The 16751-nt window shown below is 69.2% G+C and carries 13 protein-coding genes; 8 read left to right on the top strand and 5 right to left on the bottom strand.

What is annotated here, in order from left to right; all coding sequences use genetic code 11:
- Positions 1-20 precede the first annotated feature (20 nt).
- Together JMO03_RS17140 and JMO03_RS17135 are read left to right on the top strand one after the other, a co-directional pair.
- Positions 21-779 (top strand): ABC transporter ATP-binding protein, encoded by a 759-nt coding sequence (locus JMO03_RS17140; protein ID WP_202844972.1) that lies wholly within the window; start codon positions 21-23, stop codon positions 777-779.
- Positions 776-1945: an ABC transporter permease gene (locus JMO03_RS17135; protein ID WP_202844971.1), complete on the top strand. Its 1170-nt coding sequence runs from the start codon at positions 776-778 to the stop codon at positions 1943-1945. The genes JMO03_RS17140 and JMO03_RS17135 overlap by 4 nt, the downstream gene beginning before the upstream one ends.
- A gap of 179 nt (positions 1946-2124) precedes the next feature.
- Here JMO03_RS17135 and JMO03_RS17130 read toward each other — a convergent pair whose 3' ends face one another.
- The 5 genes from JMO03_RS17130 to rpmH all read right to left on the bottom strand — a co-directional run bounded on the left by JMO03_RS17130 (position 2125) and on the right by rpmH (position 7556).
- Entirely contained in the window at positions 2125-3180 is a 1056-nt protein-coding gene (locus tag JMO03_RS17130; RefSeq protein ID WP_202844970.1) for an energy transducer TonB, read from the bottom strand.
- 183 nt (positions 3181-3363) lie between these two features.
- The gene (gene mnmE / locus JMO03_RS17125; RefSeq protein ID WP_337926441.1) at positions 3364-4704 is read right to left on the bottom strand and encodes a tRNA uridine-5-carboxymethylaminomethyl(34) synthesis GTPase MnmE; all 1341 of its coding nucleotides are present in this window, start codon (positions 4702-4704) and stop codon (positions 3364-3366) included.
- A 488-nt stretch (positions 4705-5192) separates the two neighbouring features.
- A complete protein-coding gene (gene yidC / locus JMO03_RS17120) occupies positions 5193-6914 on the bottom strand; it encodes a membrane protein insertase YidC (RefSeq protein ID WP_202844968.1) in 1722 nt (573 codons plus the stop codon).
- Positions 6915-6927: 13 nt separating this feature from the next.
- A complete protein-coding gene (gene rnpA / locus JMO03_RS17115; protein WP_202844967.1) occupies positions 6928-7362 on the bottom strand; it encodes a ribonuclease P protein component in 435 nt (144 codons plus the stop codon).
- Positions 7363-7415: 53 nt separating this feature from the next.
- Positions 7416-7556: a 50S ribosomal protein L34 gene (gene rpmH / locus JMO03_RS17110; RefSeq protein ID WP_024892171.1), complete on the bottom strand. Its 141-nt coding sequence runs from the start codon at positions 7554-7556 to the stop codon at positions 7416-7418.
- A 206-nt stretch (positions 7557-7762) separates the two neighbouring features.
- Between rpmH and dnaA the strand changes: the two genes are divergently transcribed.
- The 6 genes from dnaA to JMO03_RS17080 all read left to right on the top strand — a co-directional run bounded on the left by dnaA (position 7763) and on the right by JMO03_RS17080 (position 16691).
- Positions 7763-9088 (top strand): chromosomal replication initiator protein DnaA, encoded by a 1326-nt coding sequence (dnaA, locus tag JMO03_RS17105; protein WP_202844966.1) that lies wholly within the window; start codon positions 7763-7765, stop codon positions 9086-9088.
- Positions 9089-9483: 395 nt separating this feature from the next.
- A complete protein-coding gene (gene dnaN, locus JMO03_RS17100) occupies positions 9484-10584 on the top strand; it encodes a DNA polymerase III subunit beta (RefSeq protein WP_202844965.1) in 1101 nt (366 codons plus the stop codon).
- 121 nt (positions 10585-10705) lie between these two features.
- Positions 10706-11824, top strand: a complete 1119-nt coding sequence (gene recF, locus JMO03_RS17095) for a DNA replication/repair protein RecF (RefSeq protein WP_202844964.1) — start codon at positions 10706-10708, stop codon at positions 11822-11824.
- Between the two features lie 165 nt (positions 11825-11989).
- Positions 11990-14437 (top strand): DNA topoisomerase (ATP-hydrolyzing) subunit B, encoded by a 2448-nt coding sequence (gyrB, locus tag JMO03_RS17090; protein WP_202844963.1) that lies wholly within the window; start codon positions 11990-11992, stop codon positions 14435-14437.
- A gap of 171 nt (positions 14438-14608) precedes the next feature.
- Positions 14609-15400: a M48 family metallopeptidase gene (locus tag JMO03_RS17085; RefSeq protein WP_202844962.1), complete on the top strand. Its 792-nt coding sequence runs from the start codon at positions 14609-14611 to the stop codon at positions 15398-15400.
- Positions 15401-15473: 73 nt separating this feature from the next.
- Positions 15474-16691: a tetratricopeptide repeat protein gene (locus JMO03_RS17080; RefSeq protein ID WP_202844961.1), complete on the top strand. Its 1218-nt coding sequence runs from the start codon at positions 15474-15476 to the stop codon at positions 16689-16691.
- Positions 16692-16751: the final 60 nt, after the last annotated feature.

The raw sequence follows: 16751 nt of genomic DNA, 5'->3' as shown, positions 1-16751 counted from the left end.
CCTCGAATCACGGAACTTCCATGATCCTTCTCGACAACCTGCACAAATCCTTCAAGGCCAAGACCGGCACCGTCCATGCGGTGAAGGGCGTCGGCTTCGAGGCGCGCGATGGCGAGATCACCGGGCTGCTCGGCCCCAACGGCGCCGGCAAGACCACCACGCTGCGCATGCTCTACACCCTGATGGCGCCCGACCAGGGCCATATCGAGGTCGACGGCATCGACGTGGCGAAGGACCCGACCGCCGTGCGCCGACGGCTGGGCGTGCTGCCCGATGCGCGCGGCGTCTACAAGCGGCTGACCGCGCGCGAGAACGTCGCCTACTTCGGGCGCCTGCACGGCCTCGACGAGGCGACCATCGACCGCCGCACCGCCGACCTGGCCAGGACCCTGGTGATGGAGGATTTCCTCGACCGCCGTACCGAGGGCTTCTCGCAGGGCCAGCGCACCAAGACCGCGATCGCGCGCGCGCTGGTGCACGACCCGCGCAATGTGATCCTCGACGAGCCGACCAACGGCCTGGACGTGATGACCACGCGCGGACTGCGCGGATTCCTGCGCGGACTGCGCGACGAAGGGCGCTGCGTGATCTTCTCCAGCCACATCATGCAGGAGGTCGCCGCGCTGTGCGACCGGATCGTGGTGATCGCGCACGGCGAAGTGCGCGCGATCGGTTCTCCCGAGGAGCTGCGCGAACAGACCGGACTGCCGGACCTCGAGGACGTGTTCGTGCGCCTCGCCGACCTCGAAGCCGAAGCGACCACGGGAGCACGCGCATGAAGGCGATCTGGACCGTCGCGAAGAAGGAACTGCTGGACCTGTTCCGCGACCGCAAGACCATGGCGCTGGGCCTGTTCCTCGGGCCGATCGTGATCCCGGCGCTGATCCTGGGCATGGGCGCGCTGGCCGAGAAGAAGATGCGCACCCAGCTCGAATCGACGCTGGAGCTGCCGGTGGTCGGCGCCGAGCACGCGCCGAACCTGGTCGCGTTCCTGAAGGGCCGCAACATCGAGGCGATGCCGGCACCGCCGGACCCGGACCAGGCGGTGCGCGAGCAGGCGTTCGACGTGGTGCTGAAGATCGACCCCGAGTTCGGCGAGCAGTGGCGCGCCAGCCGCAGCGCCAAGATCGAGCTGATCTACGACAGCTCGCGCCAGGATTCGCGGATCCCGGTCGACCGCCTGCGCGGCGTGCTGCTCGAGTACAGCCGCACCGTCGGCGTCCTGCGCGGAATCAACCGCGGGGTCAGCCCGGAGGCCGGATTCGCGGTACAGATCGGCCAGCGCGACGTCGCCACGCCCGAGGCGCGACGCGGCATGATGCTCGCGTTCCTGCCCTACCTGCTGATCCTGCTGAGCTTCCTCGGCGGCGCGGCGCTGGTGATCGACGTGACCGCCGGCGAGCGCGAGCGGCAGTCGCTGGAACCGCTGCTGGCCACGCCCGCCGCGCGCGCCGCGATCATGAGCGGCAAGATCCTCGCCGCCTGCCTGTTCGGCATGCTCTCTCTGCTGCTGATCGTGGTCTCGCTGAAGTTCTCGTTCCAGCTCGCACCGGGACCGATGCAGATGGTCGACGTCTCGCTGCCGGTGATGGCGCAGCTTCTGTTCGTGCTGTTGCCGATGGTGCTGATCGGCACCACCCTGCTGACCCTGATCGCGGCGAGCGTGAAGTCGGTGAAGGAGGCGCAGAGCTACATGAGCGTGCTGATGTTCCTGCCGATCATCCCGACGATCATGCTGATGGTGAACCCGATCAAGAACCAGCTCTGGCAGTTCGCCGTGCCGTTCCTGGCGCAGAACCAGATGATCCTCAAGCTGGTGCGCAGCGAGCCGATCGCGCTGCAGGAATGGGCGGTGTACCTCGGCGCGGGCTTCGGGCTGGGCCTGGTGCTGTGGCTGATGGCCGCACGCCTGTACCACCGCGAGAAGCTGGCGATCTCGGCCTGAGGCACGGCCTGCAGCGAAGAACGCGCAGCCGCTCGCACCCGAGCCCGGAGCGCTTCGCGCAGGAGCGTCTTCAGGCGCGACTGCCCGTACCGGAAAGCCGTCCCGCACGGCCCATCGCGAGACGCGACAGAAGAAAAAGCCCGGCTTCGCCGGGCTTTTTCCTTGCGTCATCGCGCGGTCTACTGCGACGGACTGAAGTTGATCGTGCGACGCGTGGTGACCGGGGCCGGCACCGGTTCGAAGCGCCAGCGACGGACCGCGTTGAGCGCTTCGCGATCGAAGGTGCGCGGCGGATCGGCACGCACCACGCGCGCCGAACTCACCGACCCGTCGACCGCCACCGTGAACTCCAGCTGCACTTCGCCCGCGGTGCCGGCGCGCAGGGCGTCGGGCGGGTAGCGCGGCGCCGGCGTGCTGATCGCGCGCAGATCCGAAGCGCTGGCGGCGGGACGGTTGGCGGCCGCCTGGCTCGCGGCTTCCTGGCGCGCCGCTTCCTGGCGGGCGGCCTCCTGCCGGGCGGCCTCCTGGCGCGCCGCTTCCTGGCGGGCGGCCTCCTGGCGGGCCGCTTCCTGGCTCGCCTGCTGCTGCTGCGCAGCCAGGTCGCGCGCCGCCTGTTCCTGGGCCAGCCGCTGCTGTTCCTGGCGCTCGCGCTCGAGCTGCTGCTGGCGCTGCGCCTCCTGTTCGGCGGTGAGCTGTTCCTGCGCGGCCCGACGCGCGGCCTCGGTCTCGGCGCTGGCGATCGTGGTCTTGAGACGCTCCACCGCGGGATAGGCCGAATCGGTCTTCTCGATCAGCGCCAGCAGGCGCCTGGCCTCGGCGAAGTCGCCGCGGTCGCGGCTCTGTTCGGTCGCGATCACGGTCATCGGCAGCAGGTCGACCAGGGCGCTCGACACGCCGGCGTCGGCCGGCTGCTTGTCGCGCAGGGCGAGGTAGTACTCCATCGCGTTGTCGCCGCCCGGCGCATACAGCCGGCTCTCCTGATAGGCCTTGGACGCGGCCTCGCGCAGTTGTTCGGCGCTCAGTGCGGCGACCTCGGCCGATACCGCCTCGGCGGGCGCCTGCGGGGTCGCGGCCTCGGGCTGGGCCGGTGTCGCCGCCGGAGGCGGGGCGCCGTCGGCGCTCGGCGCCTCCTGCTTGCATGACGCGAGCAACGCGCCCACGCCCAAGGCGAGCGCAATCCCGGTCGAGAGCCGACGCAGGCCCCTCCGGCCCGACGCGGTGGTGTTCGTGAACATCGATTTTCCCCTGTGATGACGGATCACTTGCGTCCCTAGGACGCGACAGCCCGCGGCGTTTGTCAACCTGCCGGGCCGTGGCGGGAAGTCTGAGCGCGGTCGCGCCCGGAAACTGTGACGCAGTTGGCGAAAATTTGCGGGTGGCAGGACTGGGGCTCCCGCTGCGAGGGATGCGCGGCCGCGCTACTTGCCGATGCAGAAGGTCGAGAAGATATGTCCCAGCAGATCGTCGGGCAGGGTGCGTCCGGTGATCTCGCCGAGCGCGTCGTGGGCGATGCGCAGGGCTTCGGCGGCCAGGTCCAGCTGCTCGCGTTCGAGCGCGGGCGCGGCCTCGGCACAGGCCGCCCGCGCGCGATGCAGGGCCTCGACGTGGCGCGCGCGCGCGGTGAACGCGCCTTCGCCGGATTCCTCGCCACCGGCCGCGGCGCGCAGGCGCGCATGCACCCGGTCCAGCCCGGCGCCGGTGCGCGCCGACGCGAGGATCGCGTCTTCCTGCGACGCGACGGCGTGCGCGGGCAGCAGGTCGCCCTTGTTGTGGACGACGATGCGCTGCGGCACGCTGTCGAGATCGCCTCCGAGCGCGCGCAGGCCGGCGTCGGGGTCGCGCGCGTCGAGCACCACCAGCGCGAGATCGGCGCGTCGCAGTTCCTCGCGCGCGCGGCGCATGCCTTCGCGCTCGATCGCATCGCCGTCCTCGCGCAGCCCGGCGGTGTCGACCAGGGTGAGCTCGACGCCGTAGATGCGCACGGTTTCGCGCAGCAGGTCGCGGGTGGTGCCGGCGAGCTCGGTGACGATCGCGCGATCGCTGCCGGCGAGCGCGTTGAGCAGCGAACTCTTGCCGGCGTTCGGCGGGCCGACGATCACCGCATGCAGGCCGTCGCGCAACTTGCGTCCGCGTTCGGCCGCTGCGAGCAAGGCATCGAGCTGGTCACGGGTGTCGACCAGCCTGGCGCGCAGCGCGTCGCCACCGAGGGTATCGAGCGGTTCGTCGGCGAAATCGATCGCGGCTTCGGCGTGTACACGGATCGCGAGCAGGGTCGCGGCAAGCGCCTCGACACGCGTCGAGAACTCGCCTTCGAACGCGCGGCGCGCGGCGCGTGCGGCGCGTATATCGGAGGCGGCGATCAGGTCGGCGACCGCCTCGGCCTGGGCGAGGTCGAGGCGGCCGTTGCGGCAGGCGCGCTCGCTGAATTCGCCCGGACGCGCCATCCGCGCGCCCAGCGCGCAACAACGCGCGACCAGCTGTCGGAGCAGCGGCGGACTCCCGTGCGCCTGCAGTTCGACCACGTCTTCGCCGGTGTAGCTGGCCGGTGCGACGAAGGCGAGCGCGATGCCGTCGTCGAGGATCGCGCCGTCGTCGTCGCGAAATCCGACGTGATGCGCGTGCCGCGGACGCAGGGCACGACCGCACAGGGTCGCGGCAATGGCGCGCGCGGCTGGGCCCGACAGCCGCACGATGCCGACGCCGCCCGCACCGGGCGCGGTGGCGATCGCAACGATGGTGTCGGTGGGGTTCGCGGTCACGGGAATCGGGAATCGGGAATCGGGAATCGGGAATCGGGAATCGGGAATCGGGAATCGGTAAGAGCGTACCGCGTTCGCCCTTCGTTCCGCGAAGCGCCTGCAGCAGGCGACACCGGTCGCGCCGCGAGATCTCATGGGCAGGAATTGAAGAGTCTGCTACCGACGATGGAAGCTCTGCGTGTGTTCGCGGACCGGGGGCGGGGTACGGATACCCTTGGGTACGAATGTCCCCCGGCGACGGCCTGTGGCCATCGCCTCCTCCTTGATTTCGCACCCAAGGGCATCCGCACCCTGCGTGCCGGACTGTTAGCGTTTTTCAAACTGCGCGAGTGCAGTGATCTGGCTGCGCATGGCGCACGCGTCCGCAAGCCGAGCCTCTTTGTCTTTGTCTTTGTCTTCGTCTTCACAGCAGCCGACCCCTTCCGAGCTGGGCGAAGAACCAGGAAAAAGCCCGCCTCTCGGCGGGCTTCGTGCGAATCGCGGCTCCGTCAGGCCTTGGCCGGCGCGGGATCGGCGTATTTCTTCAGCATGTACCACTGCTGCAGCAGGCCGAGGCCGCCGTTGGTGACCCAGTACAGCACCAGGCCGGCCGGGAAGAACACCATCATCACGCCGAACACCAGCGGCATCATCTGCATCATCCGCTGCTGCATCGGATCCATGCCGGTCATCGGCGAGAGCTTCTGCGTGGCCCACATCACCGCGATGTTGATCACCGGCAGGATGAACCACGGGTCGCGCGCGGTCAGGTCCTGGATCCAGCCGATCCACGGTGCATGGCGCAGCTCCACCGATTCGAGCAGCACCCAGTACAGCGCGAAGAAGATCGGCATCTGCAGCAGCACCGGCAGGCAGCCGCCGACCGGGTTGATCTTCTCCTTCTTGTACAGCTCCATCATCGCGACCTGGAACTTCTGCTTGTCGTCGCCGTAGCGCTCCTTGAGCTGCTGCACGCGCGGCTGGAACCGGCGCATCTTCGCCATCGACTTGTACTGCGCGGTCGCCAGCGGGAACAGCAGGATCTTCACCAGCACCACCAGGCCGACGATCGCCCAGCCCCAGTTGCCGAACACGCCGTGGAGCTTGGCCAGCACCCAGAACAGGCCCTCGCCCAGCCACGCCATGATCGAGAAGCGGCTGTAGTCGACGACGCGGTCGAGGCCGGGCACCTGCTGCGCCTGGATCTGGCCGACCAGCTTGGGGCCCACCCACAGCCGCGCCGAACTGGTGGCCTGCTGGCCGGGCGCGAGCACCACCGGCGCCCCCGACATTTCCCGGATCAGGTAGCGCGGGGCGCCGCTGCCGGTGTCGGTGTCGAGCGCGATCACGTTCTTCGCGCCACCGGGCCCGTCGGGCAGCCACGCGCTGAAGAAGTGGTGCTGCACGAACGCGATCCAGGTGTTGCTGTCCGTCGCGTTGACCGCGCCATCGTCGTAGTCGCTGAACCAGCGCCGCAGGTAACCCTGCGCGTCGCCGTACCAGGTCGCGCCGGTAAGGCTGAAGGATTCGGGATTGGTCATGCCGCGCTTGACGTTCGGCGTGCCGCGCAGCAGCTGGCGATAGACGAAGCCCTGCCAAGGCTGCGCGCCCGTGTTGCTGAGCTCGTCGCGCACGGTGATCGCGTAGTGGCCGCGGCGGAGCACGTAGCTGCGGTGGATGCTCACGCCATCCGGACCGCGCCAGACGAACGGCACCACCAGTTCGTCCTGCCCGGGCGCGAGCGCGAACGCGCGTTCGGCGGTGTCCGGGACAAAGCCCTGCTCGTGGTTCGGCGCCGCGCCTCCGGCGCTGACCCAACCGCTCTGCGCGGCGTAGAAGTGCGTGGGCTGGCTGTCGAACAGCACCACCGGCGGGCTGTCCTCGTCGCGGCTTTGCGGATACTGCAGCAGTTCGGCGCGCAGCACGCTGCCGCCGTCGATCACCAGCCGCAGCACGTCGGTCTCGACCTGGACGGCGCCGGCCCGGGCCGGGGCGGCGCTGCTCTCGACGCTCGCGCCCGGCGCCTGCGGCAGGGCCGGGGCCTCCGGGACCGCGGTCGGCAGGGCGGCGGACGAAGGCATCGACGGCACCGCTCCCGCGCCGTTCGCGGTCGACGCCGGCGCGCTCGCGGCATCGACCGGCGGCGCGGCCTGCTCCTTGTTCCATTCCATCCACAGCAACACCGCCACCATCAACCAGGCGAGGATCAGGAAGGTGCGGGTCTGGTTCATCGGACAGGCAGGCTCATTCGCCGTCGGTGCGCGGCGCAACAGGGGAAGGCGGGAATGCCGGGCGGGAATCCGCGGCCGGCATTGTGCCGTCCACGGCAGGGTGCGGCAACGCACCGGCGCGACGCAGCAGCGCGGTGAAGGCCTCGCGCAATGCCATCGGGGCGGCGCTCGCCGCCGGCGGACGGGCGACGATCACGTAGGCGCCGGCGGCGAGCGCGGGGCGCAGGTGGCGGAAATGGTCGCGCAGGATGCGCTTGATCCGGTTGCGGCCGACGGCATGCGGATCGACCTTGCGCGACACCGCGAGGCCCAGCCGGGCCGCGCTGTCCTCGGCCAGCCAATGCAGGGCGAGCGCGGGCAGCGCAACACGGCGCCCGTCGCGGAAGATGCGGTCGAAGTCGGCACGCGCGCGTACCCGCGCGGATCGCGGGAAGCGTGCATCGGTCATGGACGAACGGGGTTCCGGCCGGTGGCGAGGCCGGGGCGCGGCTTGGCCGCGGCTCAGGCCGACAGGCGCTTGCGGCCCTTGGCGCGGCGGCGGGCGAGGATCTTGCGGCCGTCGGCAGTCTTCATGCGGGCACGGAAGCCGTGGTCGCGCTTGCGCTTGAGGTTGCTGGGCTGGTAGGTGCGCTTGGTGGCCATGGCGGGTCTACGACAATGCAGCGGGCGGAAAGAACCGGAGATTCTAGCGGCCGCGCGCCGCGCCGGTCAAGCCGGGTGCGGTCGGCATTCGCCGGGCGGCCAGTGCGCACCCCGGATGCGGGTGGTAGTCTGCCCTCCCCTCGCCACCCCGACGACCGGCCCGCCAGCGCGCGCCGGCCGCTCCCGTTTTCGCCGTCAAGACCGCTATGGATGCCTGGCCCCGCTGCCTCGAACGCCTGGAAGCCGAACTGCCGGCCGAGGATGTGCACACCTGGCTCAAGCCGTTGCAGGCGCGCAGCCACGACAGCCGCACCGTGCTGTACGCGCCCAATGCGTTCGTGCGCGACGAAGTGCAGAGCCGTTACCTGGGGCGGATCCGCGAGCTACTCGCGCATTTCTCCGGCAGCGGCGACGTGGCGCTGGAGATCGGCTCGCTGCCGCGGGCAGCCGTCGTCGCGACCGCCGCCAGCATTTCGTCCACCGCCGGCGCCGTGCCGGTGGAAGCCTTCGCCGGCCACCTCGATGCGCACTACACCTTCGACAACTTCGTCGAGGGCCGCAGCAACCAGCTCGGGCGCGCCGCCGCCTGGCAGGCCGCGCTCCGGCCCGGCGACCGCGCGCACAACCCGCTGCTGCTCTACGGCGGCACAGGCCTGGGCAAGACCCACCTGATGTTCGCCGCCGGCAACGCCATGCGCCAGGCCAATCCGGCCGCGCGCGTGCTGTACCTGCGTTCGGAACAGTTCTACAGCGCGTTCTTCCGCTCGCTGCAGGAAAAGACCACCGACCGCTTCAAGCGCCAGTTCCAGCAGGTCGACGCGCTGCTGATCGACGACATCCAGTTCTTCGCCGGCAAGGACCGCACCCAGGAAGAGTTCTTCCACACCTTCAACGCGCTGTTCGAAAGCCGCCAGCAGATCATCATGACCTGCGACCGCTACCCGCGCGAGGTCGACGGCCTCGAGCCACGGCTGAAGTCGCGGCTGTCGTGGGGGCTGTCGGTGGCGATCGATCCGCCTGATTTCGAGACCCGCGCGGCGATCGTGCTGGCCAAGGCACAGGAGCGCGGCACCCGGGTACCGGAGGAAGTCGCCTTCCTGCTGGCCAAGAAGATGCACGGCAACGTGCGCGACCTGGAAGGCGCGCTCAACTCGCTGGCCGCGCGCGCCAATTTCACCGGCCGCACGATCACCGTGGAATTCGCGCAGGAGACGCTGCGCGACCTGCTGCGCGCGCAGCAGCAGTCGATCGGCATCCCCAACATCCAGAAGGTGGTGGCCGATTACTACGGCCTGCAGATCAAGGACCTGCTGTCCAAGCGTCGCACCCGCTCGCTGGCGCGCCCGCGGCAGATGGCGATGGCCCTGGCCAAGGAACTGACCGAGCACAGCCTGCCGGAGATCGGCGATGCCTTCGCCGGCCGCGATCACACCACGGTGCTCCACGCCTGCCGCCAGATCCGCAACCTGATGGAGACGGACGGCAAGCTGCGCGAGGACTGGGACAAACTCATTCGCAAGCTCAGCGAATAGGCGCGCAGGCAGGCCCGATGGCGACCTACCAGGCGTACCAAGTCTCCCGCGACGGGACGCCCGGCTTTCCCGCCGGCGGACGACACGTCGGGAGCGCGCAAAGCGGTCCCACGACACGTCCGCGCGCTGCAGCCCCGCGATCCGAAACCTTCGCTACACTAGATGTTGTGGTGTCCGTGGACAGTGCTCGCACAACCTGTGGACAACCTTGGGCGTCGTGAATGATCCACAGCTTGCCTGCCTTGGGCAGGCCGGTTTATCCACACGCCGGGGCACCTCAAAAGCTCAATAAAATCAATGTGTTGAGATACTTGCGCCCACTGTGCAGGCCCCCCAAGCACCACCGCCTTTGAAGTTCTTATCCATTCAAGAGCCTTGCTACAGGAACCCAACGCATGCGTTTCAGCCTGCAACGCGAAGCCCTCCTGAAACCGTTGGCCCAAGTGGTCAACGTCGTCGAACGGCGGCAGACCCTGCCCGTGCTCGCCAACCTGCTGACCCAAGTGACGGACGGCCTGCTCTCGCTGACCGGGACCGACCTGGAGGTCGAGATGGTGTCGCGCAGCGCGGTCGACGACGCCCAGGACGGTGAGACCACGATCCCGGCGCGCAAGCTGTTCGACATCGCCCGCGCCCTGCCCGACGGCAGCAAGATCACCCTGTCGCAGACGGGCGACAAGGTCACGGTGCAGGCGGGACGCAGCCGTTTCACCCTGTCGACACTGCCGGCCAACGATTTCCCGTCGGTCGACGAGGTCGAGGCCACCGAGCGCGTGAGCGTGCCGGAGGCCGCGCTCAAGGAACTGATCGAACGCACCGCGTTCGCGATGGCGCAGCAGGACGTGCGTTACTACCTCAACGGCCTGTTGTTCGACCTGGCCGACAAGCGCCTGCGTTGCGTCGCCACGGACGGGCATCGCCTGGCGCTGTGCGAAACCGGCCTGGACGAGGCGGTGGCCAACAAGCGCCAGATCATCGTCCCGCGCAAGGGCGTGCAGGAACTGCAGCGGTTGCTCGAGGGCGGCGACCGCGCGCTGGTGCTGGAGATGGGTCGCAACCACATCCGGGTCAAGCGCGACGATGTCACCTTCACCAGCAAGCTGATCGACGGCCGCTTCCCCGATTACGAGGCGGTGATCCCGATCGGCGCCGACCGCGAGGTGCGGATCGATCGCGAGGCGCTGCGCGCGTCGCTGCAGCGCGCGGCGATCCTGTCGAACGAGAAGTATCGTGGCGTGCGGCTGGAAGTTTCGCCTGGTCTGGTGCGCATCAATGCCCACAATCCCGAGCAGGAAGAGGCGCAGGAAGAGGTCGAGGCCGATACCAAGGTCGACGGGCTGGCCGTGGGCTTCAACGTCAACTACCTGCTCGACGCCCTGAGCGCGCTGCGCGACGAGCATGTGGTGCTTCAACTGCGCGACGCCAACTCCTCGGCGCTGGTCCGCGAGGCCGGGAGCGAGAAGTGCCGCCACGTGGTGATGCCGCTGCGCCTTTGACGACGGTCGTGTTCCACGTGGAACCGCCTGCTTCGCCCGGGTCACACCGGGCGAAGTCGTTTTCCGGTGCCGTGGGCCGGTCGTCCCGGCAACCGTTGCCGACCTTCCCGGGTGGGTGCGCGTGCGCCTGACCCGGCTGACGGCGAGTGGCGTGCGCAACCTCGCGCCGCTGGAACTGCGGCCCGGTCCGGCGCTCAACCTGGTCCTGGGGCCGAACGGCGCGGGCAAGACCAGCCTGCTCGAAGCGATCCACCTGCTCGCCTACGGCCGCAGTTTCCGTGGACGGGTGCGCGATGGCCTGATCCGGACCGGGAACGAGGTTCTGGAGGTGTTCGCCGAATGGGAAGAGCCCGACGGTGTCCACCGCAAGGCCGGCTTGCGTCACAGCGGCCAGGCCTGGACCGGCCGTCTCGACGGGGAAAGCGTGCAGCACCTGGGCGACCTTTGCGCCGCGTTGGCCGCGGTCAGTTTCGAGCCAGGCAGCCACACGCTGGTCACCGGAGGCGCCGAGGCGCGGCGGCGCTACCTGGACTGGGGTCTGTTCCACGTGGAACGTGGGGACAACCCGTTCCAGCCGGTATGGCGGCGGTATGCGCGGGCCCTGAAGCAGCGCAATGCCCTGCTCAAGCAACGAGCCGCGCATGGACAGCTGGAGGCCTGGGATGCCGAGCTTGCCGCCGCCGCGGAGCACCTCGACCTGCAGCGTCGGGCGTACGTCGAGCGGCTGCGGCCGCGTTTCCGGGCGATCTCCCGGGATCTGCTGCCGCAACTGGGCGAAGGAAACCTCCATTACCGGTCGGGCTGGCGGCGCGAGCAGCTGTCCCTGGCCGACGCGCTGCTGCTGGCCCGGGAGCGGGACCTGGCCACCGGCTTCACCTCGGTCGGGCCGCACCGCGCCGACTGGCGCGTCGAGCACGACACCCGGCCTGCGGGCGAGGCGCTGTCGCGGGGGCAGGCCAAGTTGACCGCGCTGGCCTGCCTGCTGGCGCAGGCGGAGGATTTTGCCGACCGCCGCCACCACTGGCCGGTGTTCCTGCTCGACGATCTGGCCTCGGAGCTCGACCGCCCGCATCAGCAACGGTTGCTGGAGCGCCTGCGCGAAAGTGGCGCACAGGTCTTCGTCACCGGGACCGAATCCCCACCGGCCCTGGCGGAGGCGGGTTGGACGCCCGTCATGTTCCACGTGGAACGCGGCGACGTCTCGCCCACAGCCGGCACGCCCGGCGCGCATGGGGGCTGAGCCGCGCGCCACGTGAAGGGAGCGGAAACCATGCGGACGTGCGCACCGCCGCCGCCCCCCTATCCGCCGCCCGCGAAGCTATAATTCGTGCCTCAGTCCCTATAACTAATGTGTCGTGGGGCGTGGCCGCATCCCGTGCGCCGCGCCGCCATGACGGTGGTGCGAATGACCGAACATCCCGAGCTTCCGGGCGACCCGTCCGCCCAGACCTACGACTCCAGCAAGATCACCGTGCTACGCGGCCTGGAGGCCGTACGCAAGCGGCCGGGCATGTACATCGGCGACGTGCACGATGGCACCGGCCTGCACCACATGGTGTTCGAGGTGGTCGACAACTCGATCGACGAGGCGCTCGCCGGCCACGCCAACGACATCCACGTGACCATCCACGAGGACGGCTCGGTGGCGGTGTCCGACAATGGCCGCGGCATCCCGGTCGACATCCACAAGGAAGAGAACCGTTCCGCGGCCGAGGTGATCCTCACCGTGCTGCACGCCGGCGGCAAGTTCGACGACAACAGCTACAAGGTCTCCGGCGGCCTGCACGGAGTCGGCGTGTCGGTGGTCAATGCGCTGTCGTCCAAGCTCACCCTGGACATCTGGCGCGACGGCTTCCACCACCAGCAGGAGTACGCGCTGGGCGAGCCGGTGTATCCGCTCAAGCGGCTGGATGCGTCCACCCGCCGCGGCACCACGCTGCGCTTCTGGCCGGCGACCTCGATCTTCACCGACACCGAATTCCACTACGACATCCTCGCCAAGCGCCTGCGCGAGCTGTCCTTCCTCAATTCCGGGGTGAAGATCACCCTGGTCGACGAGCGCGGGGAAGGGCGCCGCGACGTGTTCCAGTACGAAGGCGGCATCCGCAGCTTCGTCGAGCACCTCGCGCAGCTGAAGACGCCGCTGCACCCGAACGTGATCTCGGTGACCGGCGAGCAGAACGGCATCACCGTGGACGTGGCCCTGCAGTGGACCGACGCCTACCAGGAAACGATGTTCTGCTTCACCAACAACATCCCGCAGAAGGATGGCGGCACCCACCTGATCGGGTTCCGCTCCGCGCTCACGCGCACGCTCACCCACTACATCGAGCAGAGCGGGATCGCCAAGCAGGCCAAGGTCACGCTGTCGGGCGACGACATGCGCGAAGGCATGATCGCGGTGCTCTCGGTCAAGGTGCCGGACCCGAGCTTCTCCTCGCAGACCAAGGAAAAACTGGTCAGTTCCGACGTCAGGCCGGTCGTTGACAGCACGTTCGCGGCACGTTTGGAGGAGTTCCTGCAGGAACACCCCCACGAGGCGCGCGCCATCGCCGGCAAGATCGTCGACGCCGCCCGCGCCCGCGAGGCTGCCCGCAAGGCCCGCGACCTGACCCGCCGCAAGGGTGCGCTCGACATCGCCGGCCTGCCGGGCAAGCTGGCCGACTGTCAGGAGAAGGATCCGGCGCTGTCCGAACTGTTCATCGTCGAGGGCGACTCGGCCGGCGGCTCGGCCAAGCAGGGCCGCAACCGCAAGAACCAGGCGGTGCTGCCGCTGCGCGGCAAGATCCTCAACGTCGAGCGCGCGCGCTTCGACCGCATGCTCGCCAGCGCCGAGGTCGGCACCCTGATCACCGCGCTCGGCACCGGCATCGGCAAGGACGAGTACAACCCCGACAAGCTGCGCTACCACCGCATCATCATCATGACCGACGCCGACGTGGACGGCTCGCACATCCGCACCCTGCTGCTGACGTTCTTCTACCGGCAGATGCCGGAGCTGCTCGAGCGTGGCCACGTCTACATCGGCATGCCGCCGCTGTACAAGATCAAGCAGGGCAAGACCGAGCTGTACCTCAAGGACGATGCCGCGCTCGACGCCTACCTCGCCGGCAACGCGGTCGAGGGCGCGTCGCTGGTGCCGGCGACGGGCGAGCCGGCGATCGAGGGCGCGGCGCTCGAGAAGCTGCTGCTGGCCTACGCCGGCGCGCGCGACGCGATCGCGCGCAACGCGCACCGCTACGACCCGCTGCTGCTGGAAGCGCTGATCGACTTCACCCCGCTCGAGCCCGAGGCCCTGAGCGCCAACACCGACGAACGGCACGAACTCGAGGCGCTGGAAAAGCGCCTGAACCGCGAGGGCCTCGGCCGACCGCGCTATGCGCTGGAGTGGCAGTCGGCGCGCGAGGGCCATCCGGCGGCGCTGTTGTCACGCCGCCGCCACATGGGTGTGGAGATGATCCAGGTGTTGCCGCTGTCGGCATTCGAGGGCGGCGAACTGCGGGCGCTGCGCGAAGCGGCGGCGCTGCTGCACGGCCTGGTGCGCGAGGGCGCGCAGATCGTGCGCGGCAACCGCGCCCAGCCGGTCGCCAGCTTCGCCCAGGCGCAGGCCTGGCTGCTGGAGGAGGCCAAGAAGGGACGCCAGATCCAGCGCTTCAAGGGACTGGGCGAAATGAATCCCGAGCAGCTGTGGGACACCACGGTGAATCCGGAAACGCGCCGGCTGCTGCAGGTCAGGATCGAGGATGCAGTTGCCGCCGACCAGATCTTCAGTACCCTGATGGGCGACGTGGTGGAGCCACGCCGGGAGTTCATCGAGGACAACGCGCTCAAGGTGGCGAACCTCGACATCTAGCGCCGATGCCGCGCCCGGGGCCCACGCGGGCCGGGGGCGCGGATGGAGCCTGCACGCAGCGGACCCTGCACGCCCCCGCCCCCGCCGGCGCCTCGCGCCCGGTGCGAGGTTGACGAAAACTTAAGACACCCGCCGCCACACTCGCGGCGACTACGGAACAGGGTCCGGACCATGAGGCACGCCATCGCAATGCTGGTCATCGTCGCGCTGCTTGCGGCGTGCGCGACCACGACCTCGTCGACCGGCCGCACCCAGTATGTCGGCGCCGTCTCGCAGCAGCAGCTGAACCAGCTCGGTGCCCAGGCCTTCACGGACGCCAAGCGCAAGGGCCCGCTCAGCACTGATGCCGGACAGAACGCCTACGTGCGCTGCGTGGTCGACGCGCTGGTGCGGCAGCTGCCGACCGACCAGCGTTCGATGGCGTGGGAAAGCGCGGTGTTCGCCGAGAAGGAACCCAACGCCTATGCGTTGCCGGGCGGCAAGGTCGGCATCAACACCGGCCTGTTCGCCGTGGCGAAGAACCAGGACCAGCTCGCCGCGGTGGTGGCCCACGAGATCGGCCATGTGATCGAGCGCCACCATGACGAGCGCATCACCCGGCAGATGGGTGCCGCCGGGGCGGTGCAACTGCTGGGCGCGCTCGCCGGCGACTACGGCCAGCTCGCGACCCAGGGCGGCGGCATGCTGGCGCAGACCGGCTTCCTGTTGCCCGGCTCGCGCGCCCAGGAGAGCGAGGCCGATGTCGTCGGCCAGCGGCTGATGGCGCAGGCCGGTTTCGACCCGCGCGCCGCGGTCTCGCTGTGGCAGAACATGATCGCCGCCGGCGGCGAACGCCCGCCGCAATGGCTGTCCACCCATCCCGATCCGCAGAGCCGCATCGCCGAGCTGCAGGCCCGTGCCAACCAGCAACTGCCGACCTACGAACAGGCGCGCGCCGCCGGCCGCCGGCCCGCCTGTGGTTGACCTGCAACACCCCATCCTTACAACGCTTCGTTCCAACCTGCTGCGTAATCGCGGCACGACCCAAGGTGACCCCATGTCCAAGACCAACCTTCCCGCCCGCCTGCTCGCCGCGATGATGGCCACCGGGCTGATGCTGGCGACGACTGCCGCGCTGGCGCAAGGCGCCCCGACCCGGGCGGAAGAGCGACGCACCGATCGCGCGAACAAGGGAGCGAAGGGTGCGCGGGCCGAGCAGCAGGCCCGTTTCCCGGATGCCACGCGCGAACAGCCCGACACCAAGCCTGCTTCCCGGTCGAGCAGCACGCGCCTGGGCAAGCTCTCCGAGGCCTACGAGGCGCAGGACGAGGCCCAGACCCAGGCGATCGCGGACGAGATCATCGCGGACGAGAAGTCCAATGCATACGAGAAGTCCCTGGCCGCGCGCATCGCCGGGGCCCAGCTCCTCGGCAGCGACGACGCCAAGTCGCTCGGCTATCTGCAGCGGGCGCTCGAGTTCGATGGCCTCAAGAACGAAGAGCACTACGAGGTGATGTACATCATCGCCCAGCTCCATGCCCAGGACGACCGCCACGACGAGGCGCTGGCGACCATCGAACGCCTGCAATCGGAAACCCGCACCCAGGATCCGGACATCGCCGCGCTCAAGGGCAACGTCCTGCTGCGCATGGAGCGCTACCCCGAGGCGATCGCCACGCTCAAGCCGCTCGCCGAATCGGCGGAGGCCAAGCCCGAATGGCAGCAGTTGCTGATGGCCGCCTACGCCCAATCCGATCAGGGCGCCGAGGCGGCGAAGCTCGCCGAGCAGATTGCGGCGAACACGCCCGACGACAAGCGTTCGCAGCTCAACCTCGCCGCCACCTATCTGCAGACCGACCAGTACGACAAGGCCGCGGCCGTGTACGAGGCGTTGCGCGCCAAGGGCGAACTGACCGAGGAGCGCGAGTACCGCAACCTGATGGCCTCCTACCTCAACCTCGACGACGGCCAGCAGAAGGCGATCGAGATCATCAACGAGGGTCTGCAGAAGAACATCCTCAAGCCCGACTACCAGACCTACGTGGCGCTGGCGCAGGCCCACTATTTCGGCGAGCCGCAGCAGATCGACCAGGCGATCGCGGCCTACGAGAAAGCCGCGCCGCTGGCGCCCAACGGCGAGACCTATCTCAACCTGGCCAAGCTGCAGGCCAACGAGGGTCGCCTCGCGCAGGCCAAGCAGGCGGCCCAGCAGGCGCTCGACAAGGGCGTCAAGTCGCCCGAGGAAGCGCGCCGGATCCTAGCGCGCACCCAGTGATGCCATCGGGAAGGGAAACCGGTTGGTATCGCGCCAGCGGATTGGTATAAGCTTGGAAGT

The sequence above is a fragment of the Luteimonas saliphila genome (assembly GCF_016774335.1).
GTDB lineage: Bacteria > Pseudomonadota > Gammaproteobacteria > Xanthomonadales > Xanthomonadaceae > Luteimonas > Luteimonas saliphila.
Note: the sequence above shows the minus strand (reverse complement) of the source record. Positions and strands in the feature narration are given on the sequence as shown.